This window comes from Caballeronia sp. INML1 (assembly GCF_023631085.1).
In the GTDB taxonomy this organism is placed as follows: domain Bacteria; phylum Pseudomonadota; class Gammaproteobacteria; order Burkholderiales; family Burkholderiaceae; genus Caballeronia; species Caballeronia turbans.
Window position 1 is genome coordinate 18,237 of sequence record NZ_JALQDT010000027.1, and the last position, 23,586, is coordinate 41,822.

Annotated in this window: 17 protein-coding genes and 2 pseudogenes; 9 read left to right on the forward strand and 10 right to left on the reverse strand. The window is 62.9% G+C overall.

Annotated elements, in window-relative coordinates; translation table 11 throughout:
- Positions 1-108 precede the first annotated feature (108 nt).
- Positions 109-1,107: a GlxA family transcriptional regulator gene (locus tag NCR38_RS10200; RefSeq protein WP_250476961.1), complete on the reverse strand. Its 999-nt coding sequence runs from the start codon at positions 1,105-1,107 to the stop codon at positions 109-111.
- A 1,169-nt stretch (positions 1,108-2,276) separates the two neighbouring features.
- On the opposite strand from NCR38_RS10200, the gene NCR38_RS10205 reads away from it, so the two are divergent.
- The 4 genes from NCR38_RS10205 to NCR38_RS10220 all read left to right on the forward strand — a co-directional run bounded on the left by NCR38_RS10205 (position 2,277) and on the right by NCR38_RS10220 (position 5,800).
- Positions 2,277-2,729: a GDP-mannose mannosyl hydrolase gene (locus tag NCR38_RS10205; RefSeq protein ID WP_061119429.1), complete on the forward strand. Its 453-nt coding sequence runs from the start codon at positions 2,277-2,279 to the stop codon at positions 2,727-2,729.
- Positions 2,730-3,061: 332 nt separating this feature from the next.
- A complete protein-coding gene (locus tag NCR38_RS10210) occupies positions 3,062-4,120 on the forward strand; it encodes a GlxA family transcriptional regulator (protein WP_061119287.1) in 1,059 nt (352 codons plus the stop codon).
- Positions 4,121-4,162: 42 nt separating this feature from the next.
- Entirely contained in the window at positions 4,163-4,750 is a 588-nt protein-coding gene (locus NCR38_RS10215; protein WP_061119288.1) for a phosphatase PAP2 family protein, read from the forward strand.
- Between the two features lie 126 nt (positions 4,751-4,876).
- Positions 4,877-5,800: a LysR family transcriptional regulator gene (locus tag NCR38_RS10220; protein WP_061119289.1), complete on the forward strand. Its 924-nt coding sequence runs from the start codon at positions 4,877-4,879 to the stop codon at positions 5,798-5,800.
- Here the strand turns inward: NCR38_RS10220 and NCR38_RS10225 are convergent.
- From NCR38_RS10225 to NCR38_RS10245, 5 genes are all read right to left on the reverse strand, one after another.
- A complete protein-coding gene (locus NCR38_RS10225; protein ID WP_250476962.1) occupies positions 5,781-6,830 on the reverse strand; it encodes a glycosyltransferase family 9 protein in 1,050 nt (349 codons plus the stop codon). The two genes, NCR38_RS10220 and NCR38_RS10225, sit on opposite strands and share 20 nt — an antisense overlap.
- Positions 6,831-6,846: 16 nt before the next feature.
- The gene (locus NCR38_RS10230; RefSeq protein WP_250476963.1) at positions 6,847-8,742 is read right to left on the reverse strand and encodes a nucleoside-diphosphate sugar epimerase/dehydratase; all 1,896 of its coding nucleotides are present in this window, start codon (positions 8,740-8,742) and stop codon (positions 6,847-6,849) included.
- A gap of 12 nt (positions 8,743-8,754) precedes the next feature.
- Entirely contained in the window at positions 8,755-9,780 is a 1,026-nt protein-coding gene (locus tag NCR38_RS10235) for a glycosyltransferase family 4 protein (protein WP_250476964.1), read from the reverse strand.
- A gap of 222 nt (positions 9,781-10,002) precedes the next feature.
- Entirely contained in the window at positions 10,003-10,980 is a 978-nt protein-coding gene (locus tag NCR38_RS10240) for an NAD-dependent epimerase/dehydratase family protein (RefSeq protein ID WP_250476965.1), read from the reverse strand.
- Complete coding sequence (locus tag NCR38_RS10245) at positions 10,977-11,831, reverse strand: glycosyltransferase family 2 protein (protein WP_250476966.1); 855 nt, start codon at positions 11,829-11,831, stop codon at positions 10,977-10,979. The genes NCR38_RS10240 and NCR38_RS10245 overlap by 4 nt, the downstream gene beginning before the upstream one ends.
- Before the next feature lie 253 nt (positions 11,832-12,084).
- Here NCR38_RS10245 and NCR38_RS10250 point away from each other — a divergent pair, with 253 nt between their 5' ends.
- From NCR38_RS10250 to NCR38_RS10260, 3 genes are read left to right on the forward strand one after another with little or no spacing between them, the layout of a single operon-like run.
- Positions 12,085-13,506, forward strand: a complete 1,422-nt coding sequence (locus NCR38_RS10250; protein WP_250476967.1) for a UbiA family prenyltransferase — start codon at positions 12,085-12,087, stop codon at positions 13,504-13,506.
- Between the two features lie 3 nt (positions 13,507-13,509).
- Positions 13,510-14,826 carry an FAD-binding oxidoreductase gene (locus NCR38_RS10255; protein ID WP_250476968.1) on the forward strand — a complete coding sequence of 439 codons (1,317 nt, stop codon included), beginning with the start codon at positions 13,510-13,512 and terminating at the stop codon, positions 14,824-14,826.
- Positions 14,823-15,563 carry an SDR family oxidoreductase gene (locus NCR38_RS10260; protein ID WP_250476969.1) on the forward strand — a complete coding sequence of 247 codons (741 nt, stop codon included), beginning with the start codon at positions 14,823-14,825 and terminating at the stop codon, positions 15,561-15,563. Before NCR38_RS10255 ends, NCR38_RS10260 begins: the two co-directional genes overlap by 4 nt.
- Here NCR38_RS10260 and NCR38_RS10265 read toward each other — a convergent pair.
- Positions 15,560-15,958, reverse strand: coding sequence for a GtrA family protein (locus NCR38_RS10265; RefSeq protein WP_061119297.1), 399 nt, complete (start codon positions 15,956-15,958; stop codon positions 15,560-15,562). The two genes, NCR38_RS10260 and NCR38_RS10265, sit on opposite strands and share 4 nt — an antisense overlap.
- A 4-nt stretch (positions 15,959-15,962) precedes the next feature.
- Positions 15,963-16,316, reverse strand: a pseudogene (locus NCR38_RS10270) (O-antigen ligase family protein); the annotation flags it as partial.
- A 2,389-nt stretch (positions 16,317-18,705) separates the two neighbouring features.
- Here NCR38_RS10270 and NCR38_RS10275 point away from each other — a divergent pair.
- Both NCR38_RS10275 and NCR38_RS10280 read left to right on the forward strand, forming a co-directional pair.
- Positions 18,706-19,047 carry a hypothetical protein gene (locus tag NCR38_RS10275; RefSeq protein ID WP_061119299.1) on the forward strand — a complete coding sequence of 114 codons (342 nt, stop codon included), beginning with the start codon at positions 18,706-18,708 and terminating at the stop codon, positions 19,045-19,047.
- A 116-nt stretch (positions 19,048-19,163) separates the two neighbouring features.
- A pseudogene (locus NCR38_RS10280) lies at positions 19,164-20,283 on the forward strand (FAD-dependent oxidoreductase); the annotation flags it as partial.
- Positions 20,284-20,995: 712 nt separating this feature from the next.
- On the opposite strand, the gene NCR38_RS10285 reads toward NCR38_RS10280, so the two are convergent.
- Both NCR38_RS10285 and NCR38_RS10290 read right to left on the reverse strand, forming a co-directional pair.
- Positions 20,996-22,387 carry an FAD-binding oxidoreductase gene (locus NCR38_RS10285; protein ID WP_250476970.1) on the reverse strand — a complete coding sequence of 464 codons (1,392 nt, stop codon included), beginning with the start codon at positions 22,385-22,387 and terminating at the stop codon, positions 20,996-20,998.
- Positions 22,384-23,373 (reverse strand): isopenicillin N synthase family oxygenase, encoded by a 990-nt coding sequence (locus NCR38_RS10290; protein WP_250476971.1) that lies wholly within the window; start codon positions 23,371-23,373, stop codon positions 22,384-22,386. The genes NCR38_RS10285 and NCR38_RS10290 overlap by 4 nt, the downstream gene beginning before the upstream one ends.
- Positions 23,374-23,586 lie beyond the last annotated feature (213 nt).

A 23,586-nucleotide genomic window follows, 5' to 3' on the forward strand; every position in this document is an offset into this window, starting at 1 on the left:
ATGCCGTCCGGGAAATGATTAAGTGCCGGACCGATCGGGTCCGGCCAAACATCCGACGCTTTACGCCATAGTCGGCGTCAGCGCGGCCCACGTCACACTTCGCGCGGGTCAGCCGTTCGCCTCGCGCCTGCTCTGCATCCGGTATTCCGTCGGAGAGATCAGAAGACGCTTGCGGAAAATCTTCGCGAGCCTGTCGCCGTTGCCCATGCCGCTTCTGCGCGCAATCTTGTCGACCGGCAGTTCCGAATCCGTCAGAAGCGCGCAGGTCACGGCGAGGCGCGCCTGCAGCAAATAATCGGATGGCGTGATGCCCATCTCGATCTTGAAGCGGCGCAAAAAGTTGCGCTCGCTCATCGCGGCCACCTGCGCCGCATCGACGACCGAAATCGGCCGTTCGCAGTTGTCCTGCAGCCAGCGCGCCGCCGCTCGGATCTTGTCGCCCGCGGACGCCGCGCCGCTGTCGCCGAGAATCGACACGAGCTTCGCGGCGGAGCCGGGCATCAGGCGCTCGGCGACGCTGCGTGACACGTCGATGCCCAGGTCGCGCTTCACGATCAGGAGCGCGCCCTTCATGGATTCGTAGCGGTCGCCCGCGTCGCCCTGCTGCTCGTCGCGCACGAGATGCATGGCGTTGCCCAAGCGCGCCTGCGCGTCCTGCGCCTGGCCGATGCCCGCCGCGTCGAGCACCTTGCGGCCCTCGGAAATGGCGCGCACGACCGTCGTCTTGGACTGCACGCGGCGCAGCCATTCGATGATGCGATCGTCCTTCGCGGCGTCGTCGGCGCCGCGGCCGCCCGCGACGAAGAGCGCATCGAAGCCGCCGTAATGACGCGCGTCCAGGCCGTCCGTCCACACGCGCACCGACGACGAGCACGCCACGTTGCCGCCCTCGACAGACAGGAACCGCACGTCATAGCTGCAGTCCGGCCGGGACTTCACCGACGCGAACTCGTTCGCCATGTGGAAGACCTCCGCGACGATCCCCGCGCCGAGCAGGGAAAAACCGTCGAACAGCAGGATCGCGATCTGGCGGACCTCGGTCTGCGACGTTTTCGTCGCGGGAGGCGTCCAACCCATGACGGCGGGTTCTAGAGTGGCGTAAGGCATGGTCATCCTCTGCAGCTTTGCATCCTGGAAGGCGCGGAAGAGTTTCTCGGCCATTGCGGCGCATCAATGGACTTTCCCGAACTTCGCCGGGTTGCCGTGACCGATTGGAACGAAGTGTTGGCGGAATCGATCCGCTGGCTTGAATAATAAGCAGACAATCTTTTTTGCGCTCTAGATTTTCGCGCTTAAACCACAGAATCTGTTCCGATGTGAGGCTGAGCGCACATTGAAATCCCTCCCCAAATTCTGGAACGCCGTTTTCAAAGCGGTGATTATCACAATTCATTCGTCATACAAAGGCTGACGGCAGCCTAGTGGAATCCGGTTGACGCGCCGCCAGATCGGACAGGTGCGCGCGCCCCATAGCACGGGCGGCGGCTCTGCGCGGTTTGGCGGCAAGCCGGACAACATGTCAGATCAAATAAATTGATTCAATTTTGAAACATCGAATGGCGAAAAAGCGGACGTTCGTACTGCGGGGAATCGGAAAATTTTGGATTTTCCGTTACATTTCGGAACCGGATGTAATAGGCATTTGACACGCCGGTTTAAAAGTAGGATTTGATCACCTATTAACTACCACGGATTAATCATTAATCGGGAGACTGACAATCGAGCCATTTTCAATTAAACAACTGGGTTTTATTGAATGGCGTAATGCGGTATTTTCATATGACGTTGGATGTTGCGCCGCAATAAGCGGATCGCAGCGCCGAAGCTGCATGGGCGCGGGACACGGGGCGCTCTCCGCTACGGCGTCTGATGGTGTTTTGCGGCGGCGCACGCGGCGACACGATTTTCGAATCGTCCAATCAAACCTTTGCACGCTTGGCGCGGGTGCCGCTCAATTCGCGCGCACGTACGCAAATCGCGCGGCGGGATTTTTGCGCGCGGCGAACGCGTGCGGATCGGTCAAGTTTGCCGTCCGTGTACGGGCCTGTGACGACCGAATTCGTCAGCCTTGCTTGTTTCACTCATGAGAATCGATCCGAAGATGTGCACCGTCGCTACACGCCGACGCCCCCGTCGCGTCTTTCGGACGAAGCACGTCGGCGCGTGCGCGTACGCACGGTCATGCGATGGCGCAGGCATCATCGTTTGCGCTGTGCCGGGCGTGCACTTTCACCGGCGCTTGCCTCGCGCACGACGATCGCAAACACGGAGCAACGATGCTGAGCAACGCGGACTTCCTGACGGTGGTGCGGCTCACGCCGCTCGTGGCGATCGATCTGATCGTCACCGACGGCAACCGGCGCATTCTCCTCGGACATCGGCGCAACCGGCCTGCGCAAGGCACGTGGTTCGTGCCGGGCGGGCGCATCACCAAGAACGAATCGCTCGACGCCGCGTTCAAGCGCATCGTCCACAACGAGCTCGGCGTCGCGAGCGCGCAGCGATCGGCCGCGCGTTTCTTCGGCGTGTACGAGCATCTGTACGACGACAACTTCGCGGGCGCCGAGGACATCGGCACGCATTACATCGTGCTCGCGTATTCGATGACCCTGAGCGGCAAAGTACCGATCGGCCGCTTCGACCAGCACAGCGACTATCGATGGCTCATGCCCGACGAGATACTCGCGCGCGACGACGTGCACGAGTACACCAAGGCGTATTTCCGCTGAGCCGGCAAAGCACGCGCCGAAGGACAAACGGCGCGCATTGCTGCGCGCCGCCCACCCTTTCCGCCAAGAAATTTCGATCCGGTCGCGTCACTTCTCGTCGAAGACGCATCGCCCGATTCCGTCACACGACTGGATGGATGTGAGCCTATTCCTCGCGTACCGAGATCATCTGCCAACAGTTCGTCAATTTCGGACTTGGGGCGCGGCGACTGTTGGGCGCCGCGTATAGTGCGACCCATGTAAGCTCACTTTCCCGCTACTTACGTTCCTTCATGGACCGGACCCGCACAAGGCGTGACAACGCCGGCCCGGTCCGCACAGGGGAGAAGTCGATGGTGTACGCCAATGGTACGGGCAGGCTTCAGGTCGTGCGCGCCGTCGCGCCCGACACGCCGCCCGCCGATATGGCCAGCGCGGCAAAACGGATCGGCATTCTGATCTTCGAGGATTTTTCGCTCGTCGAAGTCAGTTCGATCTCCGAGGTCTTCTCGGTCGCGAATCAGGTTCGCATGCCCGCCGAAGCCGGCGAGCGCGCCGAAGCGCCGAACTATTCGCTGCGCTTCGTATCGAGCGAAGGCGGCAGCGTGGCGAGCAGTTGCTCGATGCGCATCTGGACAGAAGGGCTCGAAACGCGCTGGATGAACGAGTGCGACGCGCTTTTCATCGCGGGCGGCGTGGGTGCGCGCCATGCGCGAAACGACGCCGTGCTGAGAAAGCGGCTCGGCCGCGTGGCGCCGAAGATCCCGTTCATCAAGGCGATCGGCGAGGGCGCGCACATTCTCGCCGCGGCCAATCTCAGCGTGCAGAACCGCTCGCTCGATTTCACCGGAGGGCCCGAGCGCAGCGCGCGGCCATCCATGTTGTCGAACCCGCTTTTCATCGCCGAGCAGACGCTCACGCTCGACGATCCGAAAGGGCCGATCGCAGCGGCGCTGTCGATCATCAAGCGCGATCACGGCGCCGCGCTCGCGCGTGAAGTCTCGGAGCGCTCGATTCCCGGCGCATGGCAAAAGCTCGCCACGGTGCTCGACGATACCGAAGCCGGCGGCGTACGCCAGAAGATCGACGCGGCCGCGCGCTGGATTCGCGAGAATTACGTGCGGCCGATCTCGATCGCCGACGCCGCACGCGTCGCCGCGATGAGCGAGCGCAATTTCCTGCGCCGCTTCAAGGCGCAGATCGGGCTCACGCCATCGGAATACCTGCTGCGTGCCCGGCTCGATGCGAGCTGCATGTTGCTCGCCGCGACCGACTTGCCGATCGACAAGATCGCACGGCGCTGCGGCGCGGGCAGCGGCGATGGCCTCGCCAAGATCTTCCGCAAGCGACTGTCGATTTCGCCGACCGAATACCGCATGGCCGGCCGCCGAAAGCTGGGCGACACTTCATAACGGCGTCGGTCGAGCCCGCGAGCCTGCCCATAACGGATACGCATGGAATCACAGGTACTCTGGACGCTTTCGAATCTGGGCGATGCAGCCTTCATGCTTCCGCTCGCGCTCGTCTGCGCGCTGTGGCTGCGCACCGTGGACGCGCGTCTCGCGTTGCGCTGGGCGATCCTGCTCGCGATCGGCATGGGGCTCGTCGGTCTCTCGAAGATGCTGTATGCCGGGTGCGGCCTCGAAATCGCCGCCATCCAGTTGCGCATGATCAGCGGTCATACGATGCTCGCCGCATCGATCTATACGGTCGCGGGCGGACTGCTGTTCAGCGGCCTAGGCGGCGGCTGGCATCGGCTGGGCGCGGCGGGCGGCCTTGCGCTCGCAGCGGCGATCGGCGCGAGCCGCGTCATGCAGGACGCGCATACGCCCGCGGAAGTCGTCGCGGGCTGGGTGCTCGGCGCGGTCATCGCCGCCCTCTTCCTCATGCGCGTTTTCGACCGGCCGCGCAAGATGCCGCGCGCGCTCGTCGCGGGTTGCGGACTGCTTGCCGTATCGTCGATCGCTTACGGCCATCACGCGCCGTTTCAGCGGATGATCGAACACTACTCGTGGTGGCTTTGTCAGGGCTCCGGGCTTTAGATTCACCACCCGCCCGGTGAAGGCGCGCGCAGAGGCGATCCCAAGTATGATCGTCGCTTTAAAAGTCACGCTCTTCTTTCGCGCGCGCCCCCAAGAGGCGCGCGTTCACGTTTCCGGAACCCGAGCATGGACCGCTTTCTCGCAATGAAAGTCTTCGCGCGGGTCGTCGAGGCGGGCAGTTTCTCGAAAGCCGCCGACGCCCTGCGCCTGCCTCCCGCGAGCGTCTCACGCACGCTTCAGGCACTCGAAGCGCATCTCGGCGCACGCCTCATCAATCGCACGACGCGCAGCATCAGCATCACCGAGGACGGCGAAGCCTATTACGAGCGCTGCGTACGCGTGCTGGGCGAAGTGGACGACATGGAAGCGTCGCTCTCGCATTCGAAGCTCAGTCCCAAGGGCAACGTCAAAGTGAGCCTGCCGCAGGTGATGGCGAAGAACACGATCATTCCCGCGCTGCCGGATTTTTTCGCGGCGTATCCGGATATCGGCGTGGAGCTGCTGCTCACGGACCGGCAAGTGGATCTCGTCGAGGAAGCGGTCGATTGCGTCGTGCGCGTGGGCGCGGTCGGCGACGTCGGGCTCGTCGCGAAACGCATCGGCGCTTATAAGCAGATCACGTGCGCGTCGCCGGGATATATCGAGAAGCACGGCGAGCCGGCGTCGCTCGACGACCTCGACCAGCACCTCGCCGTCGGCTATGTGCTCAACAACTCGGGGCGCGTGCGCAATTGGGAATTCGTCGTCGATGGCGAAACGCGCATCGTCCCGATGAAGCACAAGATTGCCGTGAACGACGGCGATTCGTATATCGCAGCGGGCGTGACGGGACTCGGCCTGATTCAGAGTTCGAGCTATACGCTCGATCCGCTCATCAGAAGCGGCGCGCTCAGGGAAGTGCTGAGCGCGTATCCGTCGTATCCGCGTGTGGTGTCGGTGCTGTATGCGGCCAATCGGCATCAGCCGCGCCGCGTGCGCGTGTTCATCGACTGGGTTGCGCAGCTGTATGGACGGCTGCCGTCGTTTCAGGTCAACGGCTCGCCGGGCTGAGCGATGCCTCGCGCGCAAAAGGCATCGCGCGCCAGTCGTAGTCGCGATACGCGCGTTCGATAGCGTCCAGGTCCGCGGGCCGCGCGCTCGCATGAATGCCTTGCAGATGCGGCAACGCGAATTCGACCGCGACGCAGTTCGTGTAATCGCGCGCGCGCATGAAGGCGGGAATCGTCGTGAAGAAGGCGGTCGTCGGAACGTCGAAGCCGGCCGCGATGTGCAGCGCCGCCGTGTCCGCCGTGACCAGATAGCGCGCATGCCCGATCCACGCGAGAAAATCGTCCGTATCGATGCAAAGCGGCGCAATGTCGCGATAGCGCGGATGATCCACCGCGCCGAAGCCGAGCACCGGCATGCCGGTTTCGTCCGCGAGGCGCGCGACGATACGCGCGCGCATCGACGCGGGAATGCTGCGCACCGGCGTGCTCGCGTCCGGGCAGAACAGCGCGTAGGGCGCGCGCTCGATGGCGGCGAGCGGCACATCGGCGAGCCATCGATTGCGCTTGTCGCCGGCGGCGATGCTGTCGGGCGCGATGCCCATCGCCCAGAGGAAGAAGTCGATCATCGGCATCGAAGCGAAACGCGGCCAGAAAAGCTGATTGCCGATGTCGATCTTCGGTTCATCGGCAGGCAGGCTCGCGAGCGGCACGGGTAAATCGATCAGATCGGCAAGGCGCGGCGCGGCGAGCGCGTAGAGACGCTGCACGTGACGTGGCGCGCGGGCCGGTCGATAGATCGTGAACCGAAGATGCGGATGAAGGCGTTTCACCGCGGATAGCGCCGAAAGCCCGATGATCGAATCGCCGAGCGTGACGCCGAACGCGTTGACGAGATGCACGCGGCTCGCTTGCGCGTAGTCAGCGTCGAAGGGGGCGCGGCCCGCGTTCAGGATATCGGCGGGCAAGGCGGAAAAACCGGAGGCATCGGCGTGCGCAACTTCGAGATCGTACGGTGCGACGATCTCGCCGCCCGGCGACAACAGCGAGCCCGCGTGGGTCAGCGCATGAACATCGTCGAGCGTCGTCGTCATGCGTCGACCGTCCGCGTCAGCCCGCCGCGCCGCGCTCGCGCGCCGTCTGCACGGCCGCGACGCTCTGCAGGACGGGCAGCGTCGCCGTCTGATATTCCGGCACCCAGCGGCGCAGGTCGCGGCGCACCTCTTCGTCGGAAAGCACGCGATGCTGCATGAGCCAGGGCAGCAACTCGTCGATGAAATCGTTCGGCACGCCCCGCGCCTGCGCGATGCGCAGTTTCGGATGCGGCGTGCGCGTGGTGGTTTCGTCGTCGGCGAGCAGTTCCTCGTAGAGCTTCTCGCCGGGGCGCAGGCCCGTGAAGACGATGCGGATCTGCTCTTCCGAAAAGCCGTAGAGACGAATCAGGTCGCGCGCGAGATCGACGATCTTCACGGGCTGGCCCATGTCGAGGATAAAAATTTCGCCGCCGCGCCCCATGCTCGACGCCTGCAACACGAGCTGCGCGGCTTCCGGAATCGTCATGAAGAAGCGCGTGATTTCCGGATGCGTGACGGTCACCGGCCCGCCTTTCGAAATCTGCTGCTGGAACTTCGGGATCACGCTGCCCGCGCTGCCGAGCACGTTGCCAAAGCGCACCGTCTCGAACTGCGTGTGCGGCGCGGATTGCTGCAACGCCTGGCACGACATTTCGGCGAGACGCTTGGAGGCGCCCATCACGTTGGTCGGGTTGACCGCCTTGTCCGTGGAAATCAGGACGAAATGGCGCACGTCGTGGCGTATCGCCGCGCGCGCGACGCGCAGCGTGCCGAGCACGTTGTTTCGCACCGCCTGCCATGCGTTCTGCTCTTCCATCAGCGGGACGTGCTTGTAGGCGGCTGCATGGAAGACGATGTGCGGCGTGAAGCGTCCCATCGTCTGATCGAGCAGCAGCGAGTCCTTCGCATCGCCGACGACCGGAATCACCGAGCACTCCGGAAACCGCTCGTGCAGTTCCTCGATCAGGCGATACATCGCGTACTCGGAAAGGTCGTAGGCGACCAGTTGCGCCGGCGAGAAACGCAGAATCTGACGGCACAGTTCCGAGCCGATCGAGCCGCCCGCGCCCGTCACCATCACGACGCGCCCGTGCAGCAGTTGCTCGACGTGCGGCATGTCGATCTTCACCGGCTCGCGGCCGAGCAGGTCTTCCAAGTCGATCTGCCGCACGCGCGACAGGAAATTCTGGCCTTGCGTGAGCGGCGTGAGCGCGGGCAGCACCATTACCTTCACGCCGGCGCGCACGCACAACGTGGCAACGCGCCGCTGCTCCTCGACCGACGCCGACGGAATCGCGATGATCACGTAGTCGACCTTCAACTGTTCGGCAACGCGCGACAGATCGCCGAACGAGCCGAGCACCTTGTGTCCGAGCACTTCGCGGCCCTGCTTGCCGGGATCGTCGTCGAGCAGGCCGACGAGGCGCCATTCGCTCGAACGCGCCAGCTCGCGCACGAGCATCGCGCCCGCCGTGCCCGCGCCGAGCACGATCACCGGCTTGCCCTGTCCGACGAGGCCGCCGTACAGGTAGAACTCCTTGCTCGCGCGATAGAGTGCGCGCGCGCCGCCCATCGCCAGGAAGAGCAGGAGCGGAGAAACGATGAGCACCGAGCGGGGAATGATCGGCGTCGGCTGCGACATCACGGCGCCCACCATCACGATGAGCGCGCCCACGACGATGGATTTCGAAATGCGCATGAGGTCGGGCAGGCTCGCGAACACCCACATGCCGCGATACAGCCCGAAGACGCGGAAGACGACGGCGTAGACCGGTACGACCCAGATGAGCGCCGCGAGCGCGCCATGACGGAAGTCATGCGGCACGGCGCCGTTGAAGCGCAGCAGATAAGCGATGAGCCAGGATCCGACGACGGCCACGAGATCGAAGCCGAACGCGCCCGCCGATAGCCATGTAGCTTTTATTCGATTCATCAGCATGGACCCTCAAGATTGGTCGGAATGGCGCGTCGCATGACGCCGCCAACGCGCGTCGACCACCGCGCCCGCTGCCACAACCACGACTGCCCAGCCCGCAACTGCCGCCCACTGCCCCGCGAGAGAAAACCGCAGCGCCCCATTCGCGAGCATTATGCCCGCCAGCATGAACAGATACCACGTGAGCGCGGTGCGCGCGTGCCCCATTCCAAGGCGCACCATGCGCTGATAGTAATGCTCGCGGTGGGCCTGCCAGAATTTTTCGCCGCGCGCGAGGCGGCGCAACAAGGTGACCGTGGCATCCGCGATGAAAGGCGAAAACACGAGCGCCGGAAACCAGACCGGCCACGCGCCCCGTTGCCAGCCCCAATAGCCGAGCGCGCCCGCGAGAAACCCCAAGGGAATAGACCCGGCATCGCCGAGAAAAATCCGGGCCGGATGGAAATTGAGGGTCAGAAATCCGGCCGCCGCGCCCGCGATGGCCAGGCTCGCGAGGCCGAGATCGGCTTGCGGCGCGGGTCCGGCGAGTGCCGCGAGCGCGTAACCGCCGAAGCCGAATAGCGCCATGCCGCCGGCGAGCCCGTCCGAACCGTCCATGAAGTTGTACAGATTGACGAGCCACAGCATCAGAAAGCCGACCAGCGCGAGCGCCCACCACGGCACGTCCGCCGGATGCACGACGATGACGAGCGCCACCGCGACGATATGCGCCGCGAAGCGCACGCGCGCGGGCAGGCCGCGGCGATCATCGATTTGCGATACGGCGGCGAGGAAGACGGCGCACGCTGCGACGAGCCACATCGACGGTGCCGCGACCAGAAGTGCGATCACCGCGACCGGCACGATGCCCCATCCGCCGACGCGCGGCGTGGGCCGTTCGTGCAGCGAGCGTTCGTTGGGAATATCGGTGGCGAGACGCCACGCGAGGCCGGTGTGGATGAGCGTACGGAGAATCAGCGCGCACGCGGCGAGCGCCAGTACCGCAACGGACACCGCGGCCAGCAGCGGCGAAGCTTCAAAATACGAATGCAGCATGCAATGTTATGAGTTGTCGAAAACGAGGCCTGGTCGTCCCGGCAGTTCTTCGCTCGGGAAAAACCCGAAAGCATACGCGAACGCTCGCCGCATTTAGTTTAAATATCTGACGAACAAGGAAAAATTGCGCTGACTGAAGCTGTCAGGAACCTTGCAATGCCGGTGTGGAAGCAGCGCGTATTTTAACGTTCGCGACCGGCGGTTTCGGCCGGCGCGAAGCGTTCATTGCCCGCGCGTCGAGCGAAACCACGCGGCCGTGGCGGCCAGACCTTCATCGAGAGATTGCGGCGCCTGCCAGCCGAGCGCGTCGCGGATACGGTGCGAATCGACCCGCAGGCTGCCAGTCAGCCGGTCGATCTGCGCGGTCTTTCCGGCAACGCGAGCGAGGCCGCGCAGCAGTCCGGCCGGAACCGGCACGAGCCGCGCGGGCCTGCCGAGATGCGCGCCGAGCTTGCGCGCGAGTTCGGCGACGCTCGGATCGTAGCCGTCGGTGACATGGAACAGGCGTCCCGCGGCGGCGGGATTGAGCGCGCATTCGATCGTCGCGCTCGCCAGATTGTCGACGGAGACGAGACTGCGACGCGCATCGATTGCACCGAGCGGCAACGGGATGCCGCGCGCGATGGCGCGCATCATCGCCAGAAAATTGGCGCGCACGCCGGGACCGTAGACGAGGGGCGGCCGCACGATCGCGATCTCGAGCCCCGTGCGGCTGCCGAATTCGAGCAGTTTCACTTCGGCTTCGGCTTTCGAGACGCCGTAGGCATCGGGCGGACTGCGCGTGTCGTCTTCGGTGAACGGGCGGCCCGGGTCGCTTTCGCCGAGCGCCTTGATGCTGCTCATCAGGACGAAGCGCGCGACGCCGGCGCGGCGCGCGGCTTCGGCGGCGGCGAGCGTGCCGTCGACGTTGATCGCGCGGTACGCGTTCAGCAGCGCCTCGGAGGTCTTTTGCGCGGCGGCGTCGGTCATCACATGGACGCGCGCGGCGAGATGGATCACCGCGTCGCAGCCTGCAAAGGCGTCGGGCGCGATCGAGTCGAGGCCGTCTATATGCCGTACATCGACGCCCGGTTCGCACTGCGCGTCATGCCGCACGAGCCCGGTCGCGCGGATGCCGCGCGCGAGCAGCGCCCGGCTCACCGCGCGGCCGACGAAGCCGTTGGCGCCGGTGATCGCGATGCGTCGGCCGGTTTCGCTCATAGCCATCTCCAGCCGAAGCGGTTGAAGAACCGGTACGCCGACGTGACGAAGAGCTTGATATGCACCGAGCCCTTCTTCGCCGCGCCGCCGCCGTGATGCAGGATGCGCACCGACGGCACATACGCGATGCGCGCGACCCGGCGCGTGCGCAGGCTCAGATCGTAGTCTTCGAAATACAGGAAATAGCGCGGATCGAAGCCGCCGAGCGACTTGAGCACGTCGCTTCTGAAGAGCATGAAACAGCCGCTCACGATCGGCGGGTCCCACACGATGTTGTTCTCGCCGATGACGTCGCGCATCTCGTAGCGCGCGAGGCGGCGCGCGAACGGTTTGCGCAGCGCGGAGGGCAGAAAGCCGCGCACGAAGAGATCGAGCACCGTCGGATAGCGGCGGCAGAGAAACTGCTGACGGCCGTCGTCTCCGCCGATCCACGGCGCGAGCAGCCCCGTTTCCGGCGAGTCGCGCAAAAACGCGAGCGCGCGGCGCAGGCCGTCCGCGTTGAGCTCGACATCCGGATTCAGGATCAGGTGATAGCGGCTGTCCGCGCGCGCGATCGCGAGATTGTGTCCGCGCCCGTAGCCGACGTTGCCGTGCCCTTTCAGCACCACGGTGTCGAATTCGGCGTCCGAGGGCGCCGGCAGGTCGGCGAGTTCGCCGGGATTACCGTTGTCGATCAGATACAGGCACGGGCGCCCGGCGACGTCGTGCAACTGCGCGAGCGCGGTTTCGAGCGTTTCGACGGTGCGCGCGAGCAGCGCGGCATCCGGCCGGTAGACGACGATGGAAATGCTGAGGGTGATGGCGGGATCGGACTGAGGCGCCGATCGGTTCTGCGGGGCGTTCGCGTTCATCGGACAAGGGGGGTGTCCGCGCCACGAAAGGAAAACGGACCGCATCGACGAGTGGAAGACGTCAGATTGTCCTCAATGTAGATGTTTTCGGCAACCGCGCGAGGTGGCGCACAGCGCGGTGCGACGAACCGTTCTTGTTACAGATTGTGCTAGATTGCGCCAGCAAGCGGAGGATTCTGTCGCGCCCGATTCGCCCTTCCCTGGTTGGGACCGGACGCGCTGTGGGCTTAACCGATCACCCGACGCGAATTGTATGAACAAGCCCATTGTCGTGGATCTCGACGGTACGCTGATCCACTCCGACATTCTCGTCGAGAGCGGATTCGCCTTTCTGAGATCGTTTCCGCAAAAGTTCTACAAGCCGCTGCAATGGCTCTCGAGCGGCGGCAAGCCCGGACTCAAGTCGCGGCTTGCCGAGCACGTGAGCATCGACGTCACGACCCTGCCGTACAACACGCAAGTCGTGAACTGGCTGCGCGAGATGCGCGCCGCGGGCCGGACGATCGCGCTCGCCACGGCGAGTCATGAGACATTTGCGCAGCGGATCGCGGAGCACCTCGGCATCTTCGATCGCGTGTTCGCCACCGACGAGCACGTCAATCTTTCTTCGCATCGCAAGCGCGACCGGCTCGTCGAAGCGTACGGCGAGAAGGGTTTCGACTACGTCGGCAATTCGCACGACGACATCGTCGTCTGGGCCGCCGCCGATCGCGCATACGTGGTCAATCCGCATGCGGGCGTCGTGCGGGCGGCGTCGAAGCACGACAACATCGAACAGGTCTTCGAGAGCCGCCAGCCGACGCTCAAGGTCTGGGCGAAATCGCTGCGCCTGCATCAGTGGTTGAAGAACGTGCTGGTTTTCGTGCCGCTGCTCGCCGGGCACCAGCTGAAATCGCCCGCTGCGATCGGGTTCGCCGTGCTCGCGTTCTTCGCCTTCGGGCTGTGCGCATCGAGCGTATATCTGCTCAACGACCTGCTCGATCTGCAGGACGACCGCCAGCATCCGGTGAAGCGCAAGCGCCCGCTCGCCGCCGGCACGATGCCGCTCGCCTGGGGCATGGCGCTCTGCCCTGTCCTGCTTGCCGCGTCGTTCTCGATCGCGTTGACCTTCTTTTCGTGGAAGTTCAACGCCGCCCTGCTTGGCTACTACGTGCTGACGCTCGCCTATTCGCTCGCACTCAAGCGCCAGGTGATGATCGACGTCGTCGTGCTCGCGGCGCTCTACACGACGCGCATCGTCGCCGGGGCCGCGGCGATCCACGTGCCGCTCACGTTCTGGCTGCTCGCCTTCTCGATGTTCGCGTTCCTGAGCCTCGCCCTCGTGAAGCGATACACCGAGCTTCACGCGATGATGAAAGCCGGACGTGACAGCGCGCGCGGGCGCGGCTATCTGGCGAGCGATCTCGCCATCGTGTCGTCGCTCGGCACATCGTCGGGCTATATCTCGGTGCTCGTGCTGGCGCTGTACATCCAGGACGAGCACACCAGGATGCTCTACCGGCACCCGCAATTCATCTGGATGGTCTGTCCGCTGATGCTCTACTGGTTCAGCCGGACGTGGGTCATCACGCATCGCGGCAGAATGAACGACGATCCCATCGTGTTCGCGGCGCGCGATCGCATGAGCTTGTTCGTCGTCGCCCTGTGCGGCTTCGCGTTCTGGCTCGCGATCTGACCGATGAGCGAACTGCTCTCCTGGGGCCGCTACCCGCATCTGCCGCAGACGGCGCACGCCGCGCACTGGCGCGACGAAGCGCAGGCGCAATGGCGCGACGTGCAGCGCGCGCACGGCACGACGCTCGCATTCGGCAACGGCCGCAGCTACGGCGATGTCTGTCTCGCGAGTTCGAATCATGTGTTCCAGACGCTTGCGCTCGATCGCATCATCTCGGCCGACTGGACGCGCGGCATCGTGCGCGCCGAGCCCGGCATCACCTTCGAGCAGATTCTCGCGCTCGCGGTGCCGCGCGGCAGGATGCTGCCGGTCACGCCGGGCACGAAGTACGTGACTCTGGGCGGTGCCATCGCCAACGACGTGCACGGCAAGAATCATCACGTGCGTGGCACATTCGGGCGGCATGTGCGCGCATTCGGCCTCGCGCGCAGCGACGGCACGTTCATCGAATGCTCGCCGGAAACGAACACCGAAATGTTCAGCGCGACGATCGGCGGCCTCGGGCTCACGGGACTCATTCTGTGGGCCGAATTTTCGTTGATGCCCATCCGCACGAGTCTCATCGACGTGACGAGCATTCGCTTCGGCAAGCTCGACGAATTCTTCGACTTGTCGGAGGAATATGACGCGAAGCATGAGTACTGCGTCGCGTGGGTCGATTGCGCGAGCCGCGGGCCCGCGCTCGGGCGCGGCATCTTCATGGCGGGCGATCATGCGATCCACGGCTCGCTCGATGTCGAGGAACGACATAAGCGCCGCATGCCGTTGACGCCGCCCGTCTCGCTCATCAACGGCCTCACGCTGCGCGCGTTCAACGAACTGTATTACCGCAGGCAGCGCAAGCCCTTCGAGATTTCGCGCGTGGGCTATGACGGCTATTTCTATCCGCTCGACAGCCTGCTCGAATGGAACCGTGTGTATGGGCCGTCCGGGTTTCAGCAATATCAGTGCGTCGTGCCGGCGGCGAGCGCGCGCGATGCGGTGCGCGCGATGCTCGATCGCATTTCATCGAGCGGCACGGGCTCGTTTCTCGCGGTGCTCAAGCGCTGCGGGGACATTGCATCGCCCGGACTGTTGTCGTTTCCGATGGAAGGGACGTCGCTCGCGCTCGACTTCCCGCAGCACGAGATGCGCAATGCGCAGCTTTTCGACGCGCTCGACACGATCGTGCGCGAAGCCGGCGGACGCATCTATCCGGCCAAGGACGCGCACATGTCGGGCGCCGATTTCCGCGCCGCCTATCCTCAATGGCAGCAACTCGAGTCGCTTCGCGATCCGGCCATGCTGTCGCATTTCTGGAAACGAGTGACCGGCCTATGAAGAACATCGTCATCGTGGGCGCCACGTCCGCCATTGCCATCGCCTGCGCGCGCGAATGGGCCGTCAAAGGTGCGCGCTTCTTTCTGGTCGCCCGCAATCAGGAGCGCATGGAACAGGTCGCCGCCGATTTGACCGCGCGCGGGGCCGCGTCGGTTGCGGCGCATCGGCTCGATATCGACAGGCTCGACGATCACGCCGCGATGCTCGCCGACTGCGCGGCGCACATGGATTCGATCGATATCGTGCTGGTCGCGTCGGGGACGCTGCCGGATCAGGCCGCTTGTCAGAGCGATCCGGCCGTCGCGGTGCGCGAGTTTCATACCAATGCGCTCTCGCTGATCGCGCTGCTCACGCCGATCGCCAATCGGCTCGAAGCGCAGCGGCATGGATCGCTGGCCGTGATTTCATCGGTGGCGGGCGATCGCGGGCGGCCGTCGAATTATCTGTACGGCAGCGCGAAGGCCGCATTGCAGGCGTTTCTCGAAGGCTTGCGGGCGCGGCTTTTCAAAGTCGGCGTGTATGTGGTCGATGTCAAGCCCGGCTTCGTCGCCACGCCGATGACCGCGGGTTTGCCGCTCCCGGGGCCGCTCGTCGCGACGCCGGAGAAGGTCGCGAAGGATATCGTGCGCGCGGTCGAGCGGAAGAAGGACGTGCTTTATACGCCGTGGTTCTGGTGGGGCATCATGCTCATCATTCGGAACGTGCCGCGGTTCGTGTTCAAGCGCGCGAGTCTCTAAGAGAACGAGCGGAACACGTAGCGCTTGTCGAGCCGGTACTTGATCACGTAGCCGATCGCGAGACCGATGCACGCGCCGATGTAGCGTGCTTCGGCCGTTCCGAAGATGTGATTGAAGCCGAATTCCACGCCCCAGAAGATTGCCGTGGTAACGAGGCCCATCGTCACGTAGAGCGTGAACATGGTCGCGTCATGGCGCGCGTTCTCCGCCTTGAAGCGGAAGATCCATTTCTTGTCGAGCACGTATTTCACGACAAGGCCCACGCCCGTGCCGATGAACACCGCTAACAGGATGTGCCAGGGGCCGGTGTAGAGACGCGTAGTGAGGTCCTGCGCGCCGATGTTGGCGGCGGTGGCGATCGCAGCGAAGAAGGTGTAAAGCAGTGCGAGGTGCACGGGTCTACGCCCCCGACGATGATTCGACGTCTTCGCGTCGGGGGGCAAAGAGCCGTTCGCCTCGTCCCAGCAGGAGCCCCGTGAAACTCCCGAACGCCAGCGCGGTGGTCCGCCACATGAAGTCGTCGGTGCTGTTCTTCGCAAGCATGCCGACGACCAGCGCCACGCCTGCCGCGCAAATCCAGGGCGTGGCATGACGCAGCCGGCAGAATCGCACGACCAGCGCGATCAGGAGCGACTTTTCCAGCACGACGCCGATCAGTCCGGATTCAAGCCATGTGCTCAGGAACAGGTTATGGGCATGCGTTAAGGCTTGCGGTTCACTAGACAGGAACTGCGTCGGAATATCGCTTTTATAGTGGATATTTTCAATGGCCGTCATGTGGGCGTACATCACTACAAACGTGAGTAAAGGACACGCAATCCAAAGTACGCGTTCCAGGCGCAGGCCCACTCTGATTCGTCCGTTATCCATTCCGACGCCTCCGACAGGACCCGGGTCGCAAACGCGACCTCTTTTGATTCCGGCCTACAACGTATTGGGGCACTTTCGCGGTGCCACGCCTATTTAAAAATCCGATCGGGCGTTGCCACGATAGCAAAACCGACATTTTAACGCTCGCATATCACTGCGGCGCCTGCTCTCGGGAACGTCGTTCACGAGCGTGCTCTGGCAGCCTCGCGATAAGTGGCTCGGAATGCGTCGGCGATCACTCGTGCTTCCATCGAAGAAATTGGCCTTGCTCTCAGGCATAGTGCACCCGTTCCGATCGATCATTCCCCTACTGTCATGGGAAAGCGATCGCCATCGAGGCACATTCGCAGCGCTTGACAGTCGCATACAACGTCACGGACAAACAAGCTTGACGAGAAGGTCGCGACGGACGTCGTACGCATCGTCGAAAGGAAGAAGACCGTCCTTTTTATGCCGTGCTTCTGGAAGGGCATCATGCTGATTCCCCACGATGTACTGCGATTCTTGTTGAAGCACGCTTCGCTCTGGGAGAAGGTGCTGAACAACTAGCGCTCGTAGAGCCGGTACTTGATGACGTAATCGATCGCATGACCGATGCATGCGCCGAGGGAACGTGCCTCCGTTGTCTTGAGAAGGTAGTCCATGGTGAGTTCCACGCCCAGAGACTGCGGTCGTCACGGGGCCCGTCGTGACGTAGAGCATGATGATGGCGTCGTGGCGCTCGTTTTCCGCTTGGAAGCGGAAGATCCGACAACGCGCCCGACGCCCGTGTCCATGAGCGCCGCCATCAAGATGTGCCATGGACCCCAATGTCGAGGCGCGTCGAGAGGTCCTAGTCGCGGGTGTTGGCGACGGTGGCGATGGCGATGGCGATGGCGATGGCGATGGCGATGGCGATGGCAACGAAGAATGTGCAGAGCAATGCTATTTTCATTTTATCGGGGGCCGGGATAGTTATTTGACATTCCGGCGCCCCTTCGGCGTCTCTGAAATCGAACGCGCCTCGCGTCGCGCGCATGCCTCGAACCAAAGTGAAAGGTATTCGATGTCGAAGCCGAAGTCTCGCGTCCAAGCGCTGCATTAATGGCCAAAACGCTTCCGTGTCAGCTAAGAGACGAGATCATTAAAAGTTGGGCCACTGTTCGCCCGCATACGCGTTAGCGGCCCGTGCGGCAGTCGAGCGCATTTACCAAGTTAGGGCGCCGGTTAAAAATAGCGCAATTACTGTATGGGGAAGCAGCCGTTCAGCGACGCGAAAAGCCGCTCGACTTTTCGTTTCGAGAAGCCTTGCCAAGCGATTAAGTACAGTTAGATATAATCCAACCGGTCAGCACAAGCCTCCTAAGTGACTCAATCTAATTATTTCCGTTATTCGAACGCTCCTAAGCCAACCAGAATACTTTCGCGCTCTTTTCATGCCCTGCGACAATACCGATACAAGTCGCTTCAATGCTATCACGTATCCTCGACAGAAAATCTAATGCTTCGCCCACATTCCACCAGCCTCTTCATGGCTCCGCTGCCAAGTGCAAAAACAACTCATGCGACAACTCTTACTTATTCAGAAAACAACAGTGCCTGGACTTTGCGAAGCTACCGGCAAATCGGCCTCCCCACGTTCGGCAACTCATTTATTGCCCGAATCCAAGTCGCAAGACCCAGTGAACTGTGTGTTCGGGAAATTGAGTGTCGCTGGACTCCTAGGTCGTTTGCCGCGCGAACACAAATCGATACAACGGTGGATTGAGGACATCTTCGAGCGGACATTCAGGCCGAAGCGGTACTCCTCGCTTCGACGGCCGATGCAATCCATACAAACTAAAACTAGGATCGAGCAGGAGATGAAATGAACCACTGTCACCACGCTAAATGCCAGATTGCCCGCATCCCTGTTCCATAATCCTCCTATGAGTCTTGATTGAACAACAGCATTCTTTCACAAGAGCGTCATTTGCGACCTATGGCCACGAGAGTACATCGTCTGCAGGAGAACAGAGTCATGGAGTTTGGACACCGATTAAAGGCAACGATCGGAGAATCCGAATAAGACGTTGATGAACCGTTTTACTGGTTCAAGAGATGCCTAACGACCTCGGCAACTCATAAGCAACGATGATCTGCTCTGATGTACCGCGGACCCTGAATATTCACTAGCGTGCTGTGGAGGCGAGAAAGCGCAAGGCCCGGACGGCCTTTGGCTGCGAATGACCGGCCATGAGTCAGTCCATGCGTCAATTCAGAACAGGCATCGAAATTGCGTGCCAGCACGTGGATGAGCACCATCACTTTCCGCGACGAAAAATCGGTCTCCATCTGCGCTAAATCGTCGCGCAAACTCGTTTGCAACGAGTCGATCAGTAGCAGCGCTTCGGAGGTTGTCATCAAAAATTTAGTCGCGCACGACCTCGATACGCGCCCGATCAACGCAACCGGATCCATCGCGCGGCCGTTCACGGAAGCTCGAGTTCAGCCAATTTACAATGGTATCAAACTCGACGACAAGACGGTAACTACGGAGGCACTGCTTCGTTTTTGCGCTTTGCCCAAGCTAGAGGTTGATCGGCGCGCTGATTTAGTCCCGTATCGCTCATCGGATCGCACGGAAGACGCTTAGCGGTCCGACGACGCGGCGCCCGAGTTTTGGTCGGTTTAGTTGGTTGGAGCCATCCAAACCCGCTCCGCCATACGTCGAATAGGACGTGCGCGGCGCGCCATGCGACGTGAAGCATAATGGTGGAAATCAATCGCAACGCCTTTCGTGACGCCGGCCTGGAATTTGTGTTGGGCACGGGCCGCTTCGTCGCCCCCCGCCGGCTCGCCGTTAAAACAAATGATGGCAGTCTGCGAATCATCGAAGGTGAGCATGCTTTCATCAACACGGGCACGACGGCGGCGATTCCCGACGTGCCCGGGTTGAAGGCCGCCGCGCCGCTGACCCACTTCGAAGCGCTGGTGCTGACGACCTTGCCCGAGAGCCTGATCGTTCTCGGTGGTGGATATATCGGGCTGGAAATGGCGCAGGCATTCGGTAAGCTCGGCAGCAAGGTCACAGTGATACAGGACGCGCCACGCGTGGCGATGCGTGAAGACGAGGACGTCACCGAGGCAATAGAAACAGCGCTGAAAGAGGAAGGCATCGATGTCAAAACCGGCGTGAGTCCCGCCCGCGTGACGGGCACGTCGGGTGAGTCAGTGACACTTGTATTGCAGAACGGCAGCATGGTGAGCGGTAGTCACCTTCTGGTCGCGGCAGGCCGCACCCCCTGTCACATCCGGTATCGGCCTCGAGGCCGCCGGCGTGGAAGTGGACGCGCGCGGCTGCATCAAAACGGATGAACGTCTGCGGACGACAGCAGAGCGCACATGGGCGATCGGCGAGGTGGCAGGGACACCGATGTTCACGCATGCATCGTTTGACGACTACGGCGTTCTGCGCTCGCAACTCGTTGGGGGAATTGCGAAAACCACGCGCGGCAGAATCATCCCGTATGCGCTATTTATCGAGCCGGAACTCGGTCGTATCGGTTTGAGCGAAGTCGACGCGAAGGCGCGCGGCATCCCGGTGCGTATTGCGAAGCTGCCGATGGCGGCGGAGCCACGGGCGCGGACGAACGGCGCGACCAAGGGCTTTATGAAGATCCTGATCGACGCGCAGTCAAACGCTATCCTTGGCTTCGCCATGCTGGGCGCCAATTCCGGCGACGTAGTCGCCGCGGTGCATATGGCGATGCTTGGGGGATTGCCTTATACAGCGGTGCGCGATGCGATCATTGCGCATCCGTTGATCTCCGAAGGGCTGAATATCCTGCTTGCGAAGGTGCCGGAGCGTACCCTCAATGCGCAGCGGTGAAAAAGACTGCCAGCTGTGGGGAACAAGTCACGGTTCTGGACCCGGAGCACTGGCGACTGTCCCATGCTTCTCGACACACCACAGCCGTACGTCGCTCCGTTACAAGGCGATTGACTTCCACTCTTGGAATTACCTGTTGATCGTTTTACCCCTTAGCTCGTGTTTTCCGTTACTGTAGCCAGGTTTCGAACACGCCTGATCAGCGCTTCCTGCTGCGCCTTGCACACAGCATCCGCCACGAGCGTATCCGCGGAGCAGTCCGGACGACGAGCCTCTAACGGCTTCTTCGGCATGCATCATGCGGTGCCTCGCTTGTCGGAATTTCGTTCCCGCGGCAATCATCCGATAGCAGCCCTACGGTAATACGCCAGTTTCCTTTAAGTCAAACTCGTCTTCGCGCCCGGGCTTCAAGTGCGGCCTGCGGGTCTTGTCCAACTCGGGGGCCCTACGCGATGCTTTGCGGCTGCTCACCAGAACGACCTTGCCGTGCTCGCTTTTCGACATCAAGGCTAAAGAGTGTTCAGGCGAGCTCGACGATCCCACGTTCGCGTAGTCCATTTCGTCTAATGTTCTTTACGTGCTCATGGATACCGCTCAACGGCGTGGCGAGATCGCGAAATTGCCGCACGATGGATTCGAGCCCGCCCCGCCGCGGACGTCGAAGAGAAAGTGCTGCAGGTGTAGCGCGAGTTCTGGTTGAAGCGCTGACACGCTAGATCAACTTGCCGGGGTTCAAGATGCCGTTCGGGTCGAGCGCGCGTTTGATCGCGGTCATGGCCGCGATCTCCTCGGGCGAACGCGAGAGCGGCAGGAACTCGCGCTTGAGCAACCCGATGCCATGCTCCGCCGAGACCGATCCGCGATACGGCACGACCATGTCGTAGACGAACGCGTAGACCTCATGATGCAGCACGCCCGGCACCGAATGACCGTCCACGGTCACGTGCAGGTTCGAATCACCGATATGGCCGAAGTAGTACGAGCGGTTCGACGGCCAGCGCGCATCGAGCGCGGCGCGGCATTCGTCGACGAATTGGCCGATTGAGCCGACCGGCAAGCTGACGTCGAAATTGATCGGATCGAGCCGTGCCGGAAATTCCGCAGTGCACTCGCGAACTTGCCACAGCGCACGCGCATCCGCCACCGATTGCGCGACGATCGCATCGCGCACCGCGCCGGCGCCGAAGGCCTCGGCGAGCGCGGCAGCGAAGCGCTCGCCGTCGTGGTCGGCATCGAAGCCCGCGTGTTCGATCAGCGCGTAAAGCGAATGCGCCGCGGCAAACGGCGAGCGCGCCGAGGGTGAGAGCGAAACGCCGAAGTCGAAGAAGTCCGGCCACATGATTTCGAACGCGCCGATATCGTTGCCGAAGCGTGCCGAGAGCGCACGCAACAGCGCGACGACCTGATCGTAGCCATCGAGCGCGACGAGTGCCGTGTGACGCCCCGCGCGCGGCGGATGCAGCCGCAACACTGCGCGCGTGATAACGCCGAGCGTGCCCTCCGAGCCGACGAAAAGCTGTTTCAGGTCATAGCCCGTGTTGTTCTTGATCATCTTGTTCATCGAACTGAGCACGGCGCCGTTCGCGAGCACGGCTTCGAGGCCGAGCACCTGTTCGCGCGCGGTGCCCGACTGGATGACACGATTGCCGCCCGCGTTTGTCGCGAGGTTGCCGCCGATCTGACACGAGCCGCGCGCGCCGAGGTCGAGTCCGAGTTCGAAGCCCTCCGCCGCCGCGGCTTCCTGCGCGCTCTGCAAGGTGGTGCCGGCGAGCACGGTCATCGTCGCCGATGCCGCGTCGATTTCCTCGATTCCAACGAGCCGTTCGAGCGAAATCGCGATGTCAGCCGCACGCGCGATTGCGCCGCCCGCGAGCCCCGTCATGCCGCCTTGCGGCACGACGCTCTGGCGCGCTTCGTTGCAGATCGCGAGCGCGCGCGACACCTCTTCGGTCGAGCGCGGCAGCACGAGCGCCGCGGGTCGCGCGGGCGCGTGGCCGGTCCAGTCGGTCATCGAGCGTTGCCCGATGGCTTCGCCCACGCGCACGCGGTCGTTGCCCAGGGCCTCGCGCAACGCGGCGATGGTGGCGTCGAGCGGCGCGCTCATGCGGCTGTGCCCTGCTGCTCAGCTGCGCGTTTCTTGCGATAGCCCATTGAATCGTTGATGCGCCCGAGGATGTAATCGCCTGCCGCTACCGGCGCATGACGCACCTCGCTCGCCGGTGTGCCAAGCTCGGCCGGATCGACGATGGCGCCGTAGGTCGGATCGTAGAAAGTCGCGATCGAGTAGCGCTGCTGGCCCGACGCATTGATCACGCGATGCAACGTCGAGCGGAACCGGTCGTTGGTCCAGCGCGCGAGCAGATCCCCGACATTGACGACGAAGCTGCCCGGAATTGGCGGCGCGTCGATCCAGGTGTCGTTCGCGATTTCACGCACTTGCAGACCGCCCACCTGGTCCTGCCAAAGCAGCGTGATGCAGCCGTAGTCCGTATGAGGCGCAACGCCGAATTGATCCTCGTCGGATTGGCGCGGCTGCGGTGGGTAATAGACCATTTGCGTGCGCTGCATGCGCTTCGTGTAGCGCGAGGCGAAAAAATGCTCGTCGATGTCGAGACTTGACGCCACGGCCCGCAGCAGATGACTGGCGCACTCGCCGATCGCCTCGTAATACCCATAGAGCGCCGGCCTCAGCTCGGGCATGAAGTCAGGCCAGTTGTTCGGGCCGCGCAGCGCCTGGCCCGCGAGCACGTCGGGATCGTCCTCGGGCAGTTCGAGGCCGATGCTGTAGAACTCCTTATAGTCAGGGCGCTTTGCCTGATACATGGTTGCGTCACCGAGCGAATTGAAGCCGCGATGCCGTTGATTCACCGCTGCGCGCCGCTTCGTTCCGACGGGAAACGCAAAGAACTTGCGCGCGGCGGCTTCGGCTGCGTCGATCACATCCTGCGGCACACCATGATTAACGATGTAGAAGAAGCCGATGGTCGTGCAGGCTTCGCGAATTTCGTGGCCCACGCGCACGAGAGCGGCAGCGTCGCCTTCGCGCACGCCGCTGAAATCGATGAGGGGAATTCGGGTGACTGACGGCATCGGCTGGCTCCTGGAGCGGCGTGGCGAGGGGGTGTTCGGCTCGCCGGCACGCGAAAAAACTCGCGCACGGCATCACGCATCTCCGGTTGTATATACCGCCAATTCCAACGCCGCAAGTTGCAACGCAGCGAATCGGACCGCGACTTGCCGGCATGCTCATGCGCCTAGGAATCTGCAAAGAATTTCTTTTTGGTCATCGAAATTTCGCGGTAT

Bases quoted from the DNA above. Each gene is read 5' to 3' on its own strand.
- NCR38_RS10220 (WP_061119289.1), top strand. From the start codon at position 4,877: ATGGACCGCTTTCTCGCAATGAAAGTCTTCGCGCGGGTCGTCGAGGCG.
- NCR38_RS10215 (WP_061119288.1), top strand. From the start codon at position 4,163: ATGGAATCACAGGTACTCTGGACGCTTTCGAATCTGGGCGATGCAGCC.
- NCR38_RS10250 (WP_250476967.1), top strand. From the start codon at position 12,085: ATGAACAAGCCCATTGTCGTGGATCTCGACGGTACGCTGATCCACTCC.
- NCR38_RS10240 (WP_250476965.1), bottom strand. From the start codon at position 10,980: ATGAGCGAAACCGGCCGACGCATCGCGATCACCGGCGCCAACGGCTTC.
- NCR38_RS10200 (WP_250476961.1), bottom strand. From the start codon at position 1,107: ATGCCTTACGCCACTCTAGAACCCGCCGTCATGGGTTGGACGCCTCCC.
- NCR38_RS10290 (WP_250476971.1), bottom strand. From the start codon at position 23,373: ATGCCGTCAGTCACCCGAATTCCCCTCATCGATTTCAGCGGCGTGCGC.
- NCR38_RS10285 (WP_250476970.1), bottom strand. From the start codon at position 22,387: ATGAGCGCGCCGCTCGACGCCACCATCGCCGCGTTGCGCGAGGCCCTG.
- NCR38_RS10205 (WP_061119429.1), top strand. From the start codon at position 2,277: ATGCTGAGCAACGCGGACTTCCTGACGGTGGTGCGGCTCACGCCGCTC.
- NCR38_RS10255 (WP_250476968.1), top strand. From the start codon at position 13,510: ATGAGCGAACTGCTCTCCTGGGGCCGCTACCCGCATCTGCCGCAGACG.
- NCR38_RS10275 (WP_061119299.1), top strand. From the start codon at position 18,706: ATGAGCACCATCACTTTCCGCGACGAAAAATCGGTCTCCATCTGCGCT.
- NCR38_RS10210 (WP_061119287.1), top strand. From the start codon at position 3,062: ATGGTGTACGCCAATGGTACGGGCAGGCTTCAGGTCGTGCGCGCCGTC.
- NCR38_RS10235 (WP_250476964.1), bottom strand. From the start codon at position 9,780: ATGCTGCATTCGTATTTTGAAGCTTCGCCGCTGCTGGCCGCGGTGTCC.
- NCR38_RS10260 (WP_250476969.1), top strand. From the start codon at position 14,823: ATGAAGAACATCGTCATCGTGGGCGCCACGTCCGCCATTGCCATCGCC.
- NCR38_RS10225 (WP_250476962.1), bottom strand. From the start codon at position 6,830: ATGACGACGACGCTCGACGATGTTCATGCGCTGACCCACGCGGGCTCG.
- NCR38_RS10230 (WP_250476963.1), bottom strand. From the start codon at position 8,742: ATGAATCGAATAAAAGCTACATGGCTATCGGCGGGCGCGTTCGGCTTC.
- NCR38_RS10245 (WP_250476966.1), bottom strand. From the start codon at position 11,831: ATGAACGCGAACGCCCCGCAGAACCGATCGGCGCCTCAGTCCGATCCC.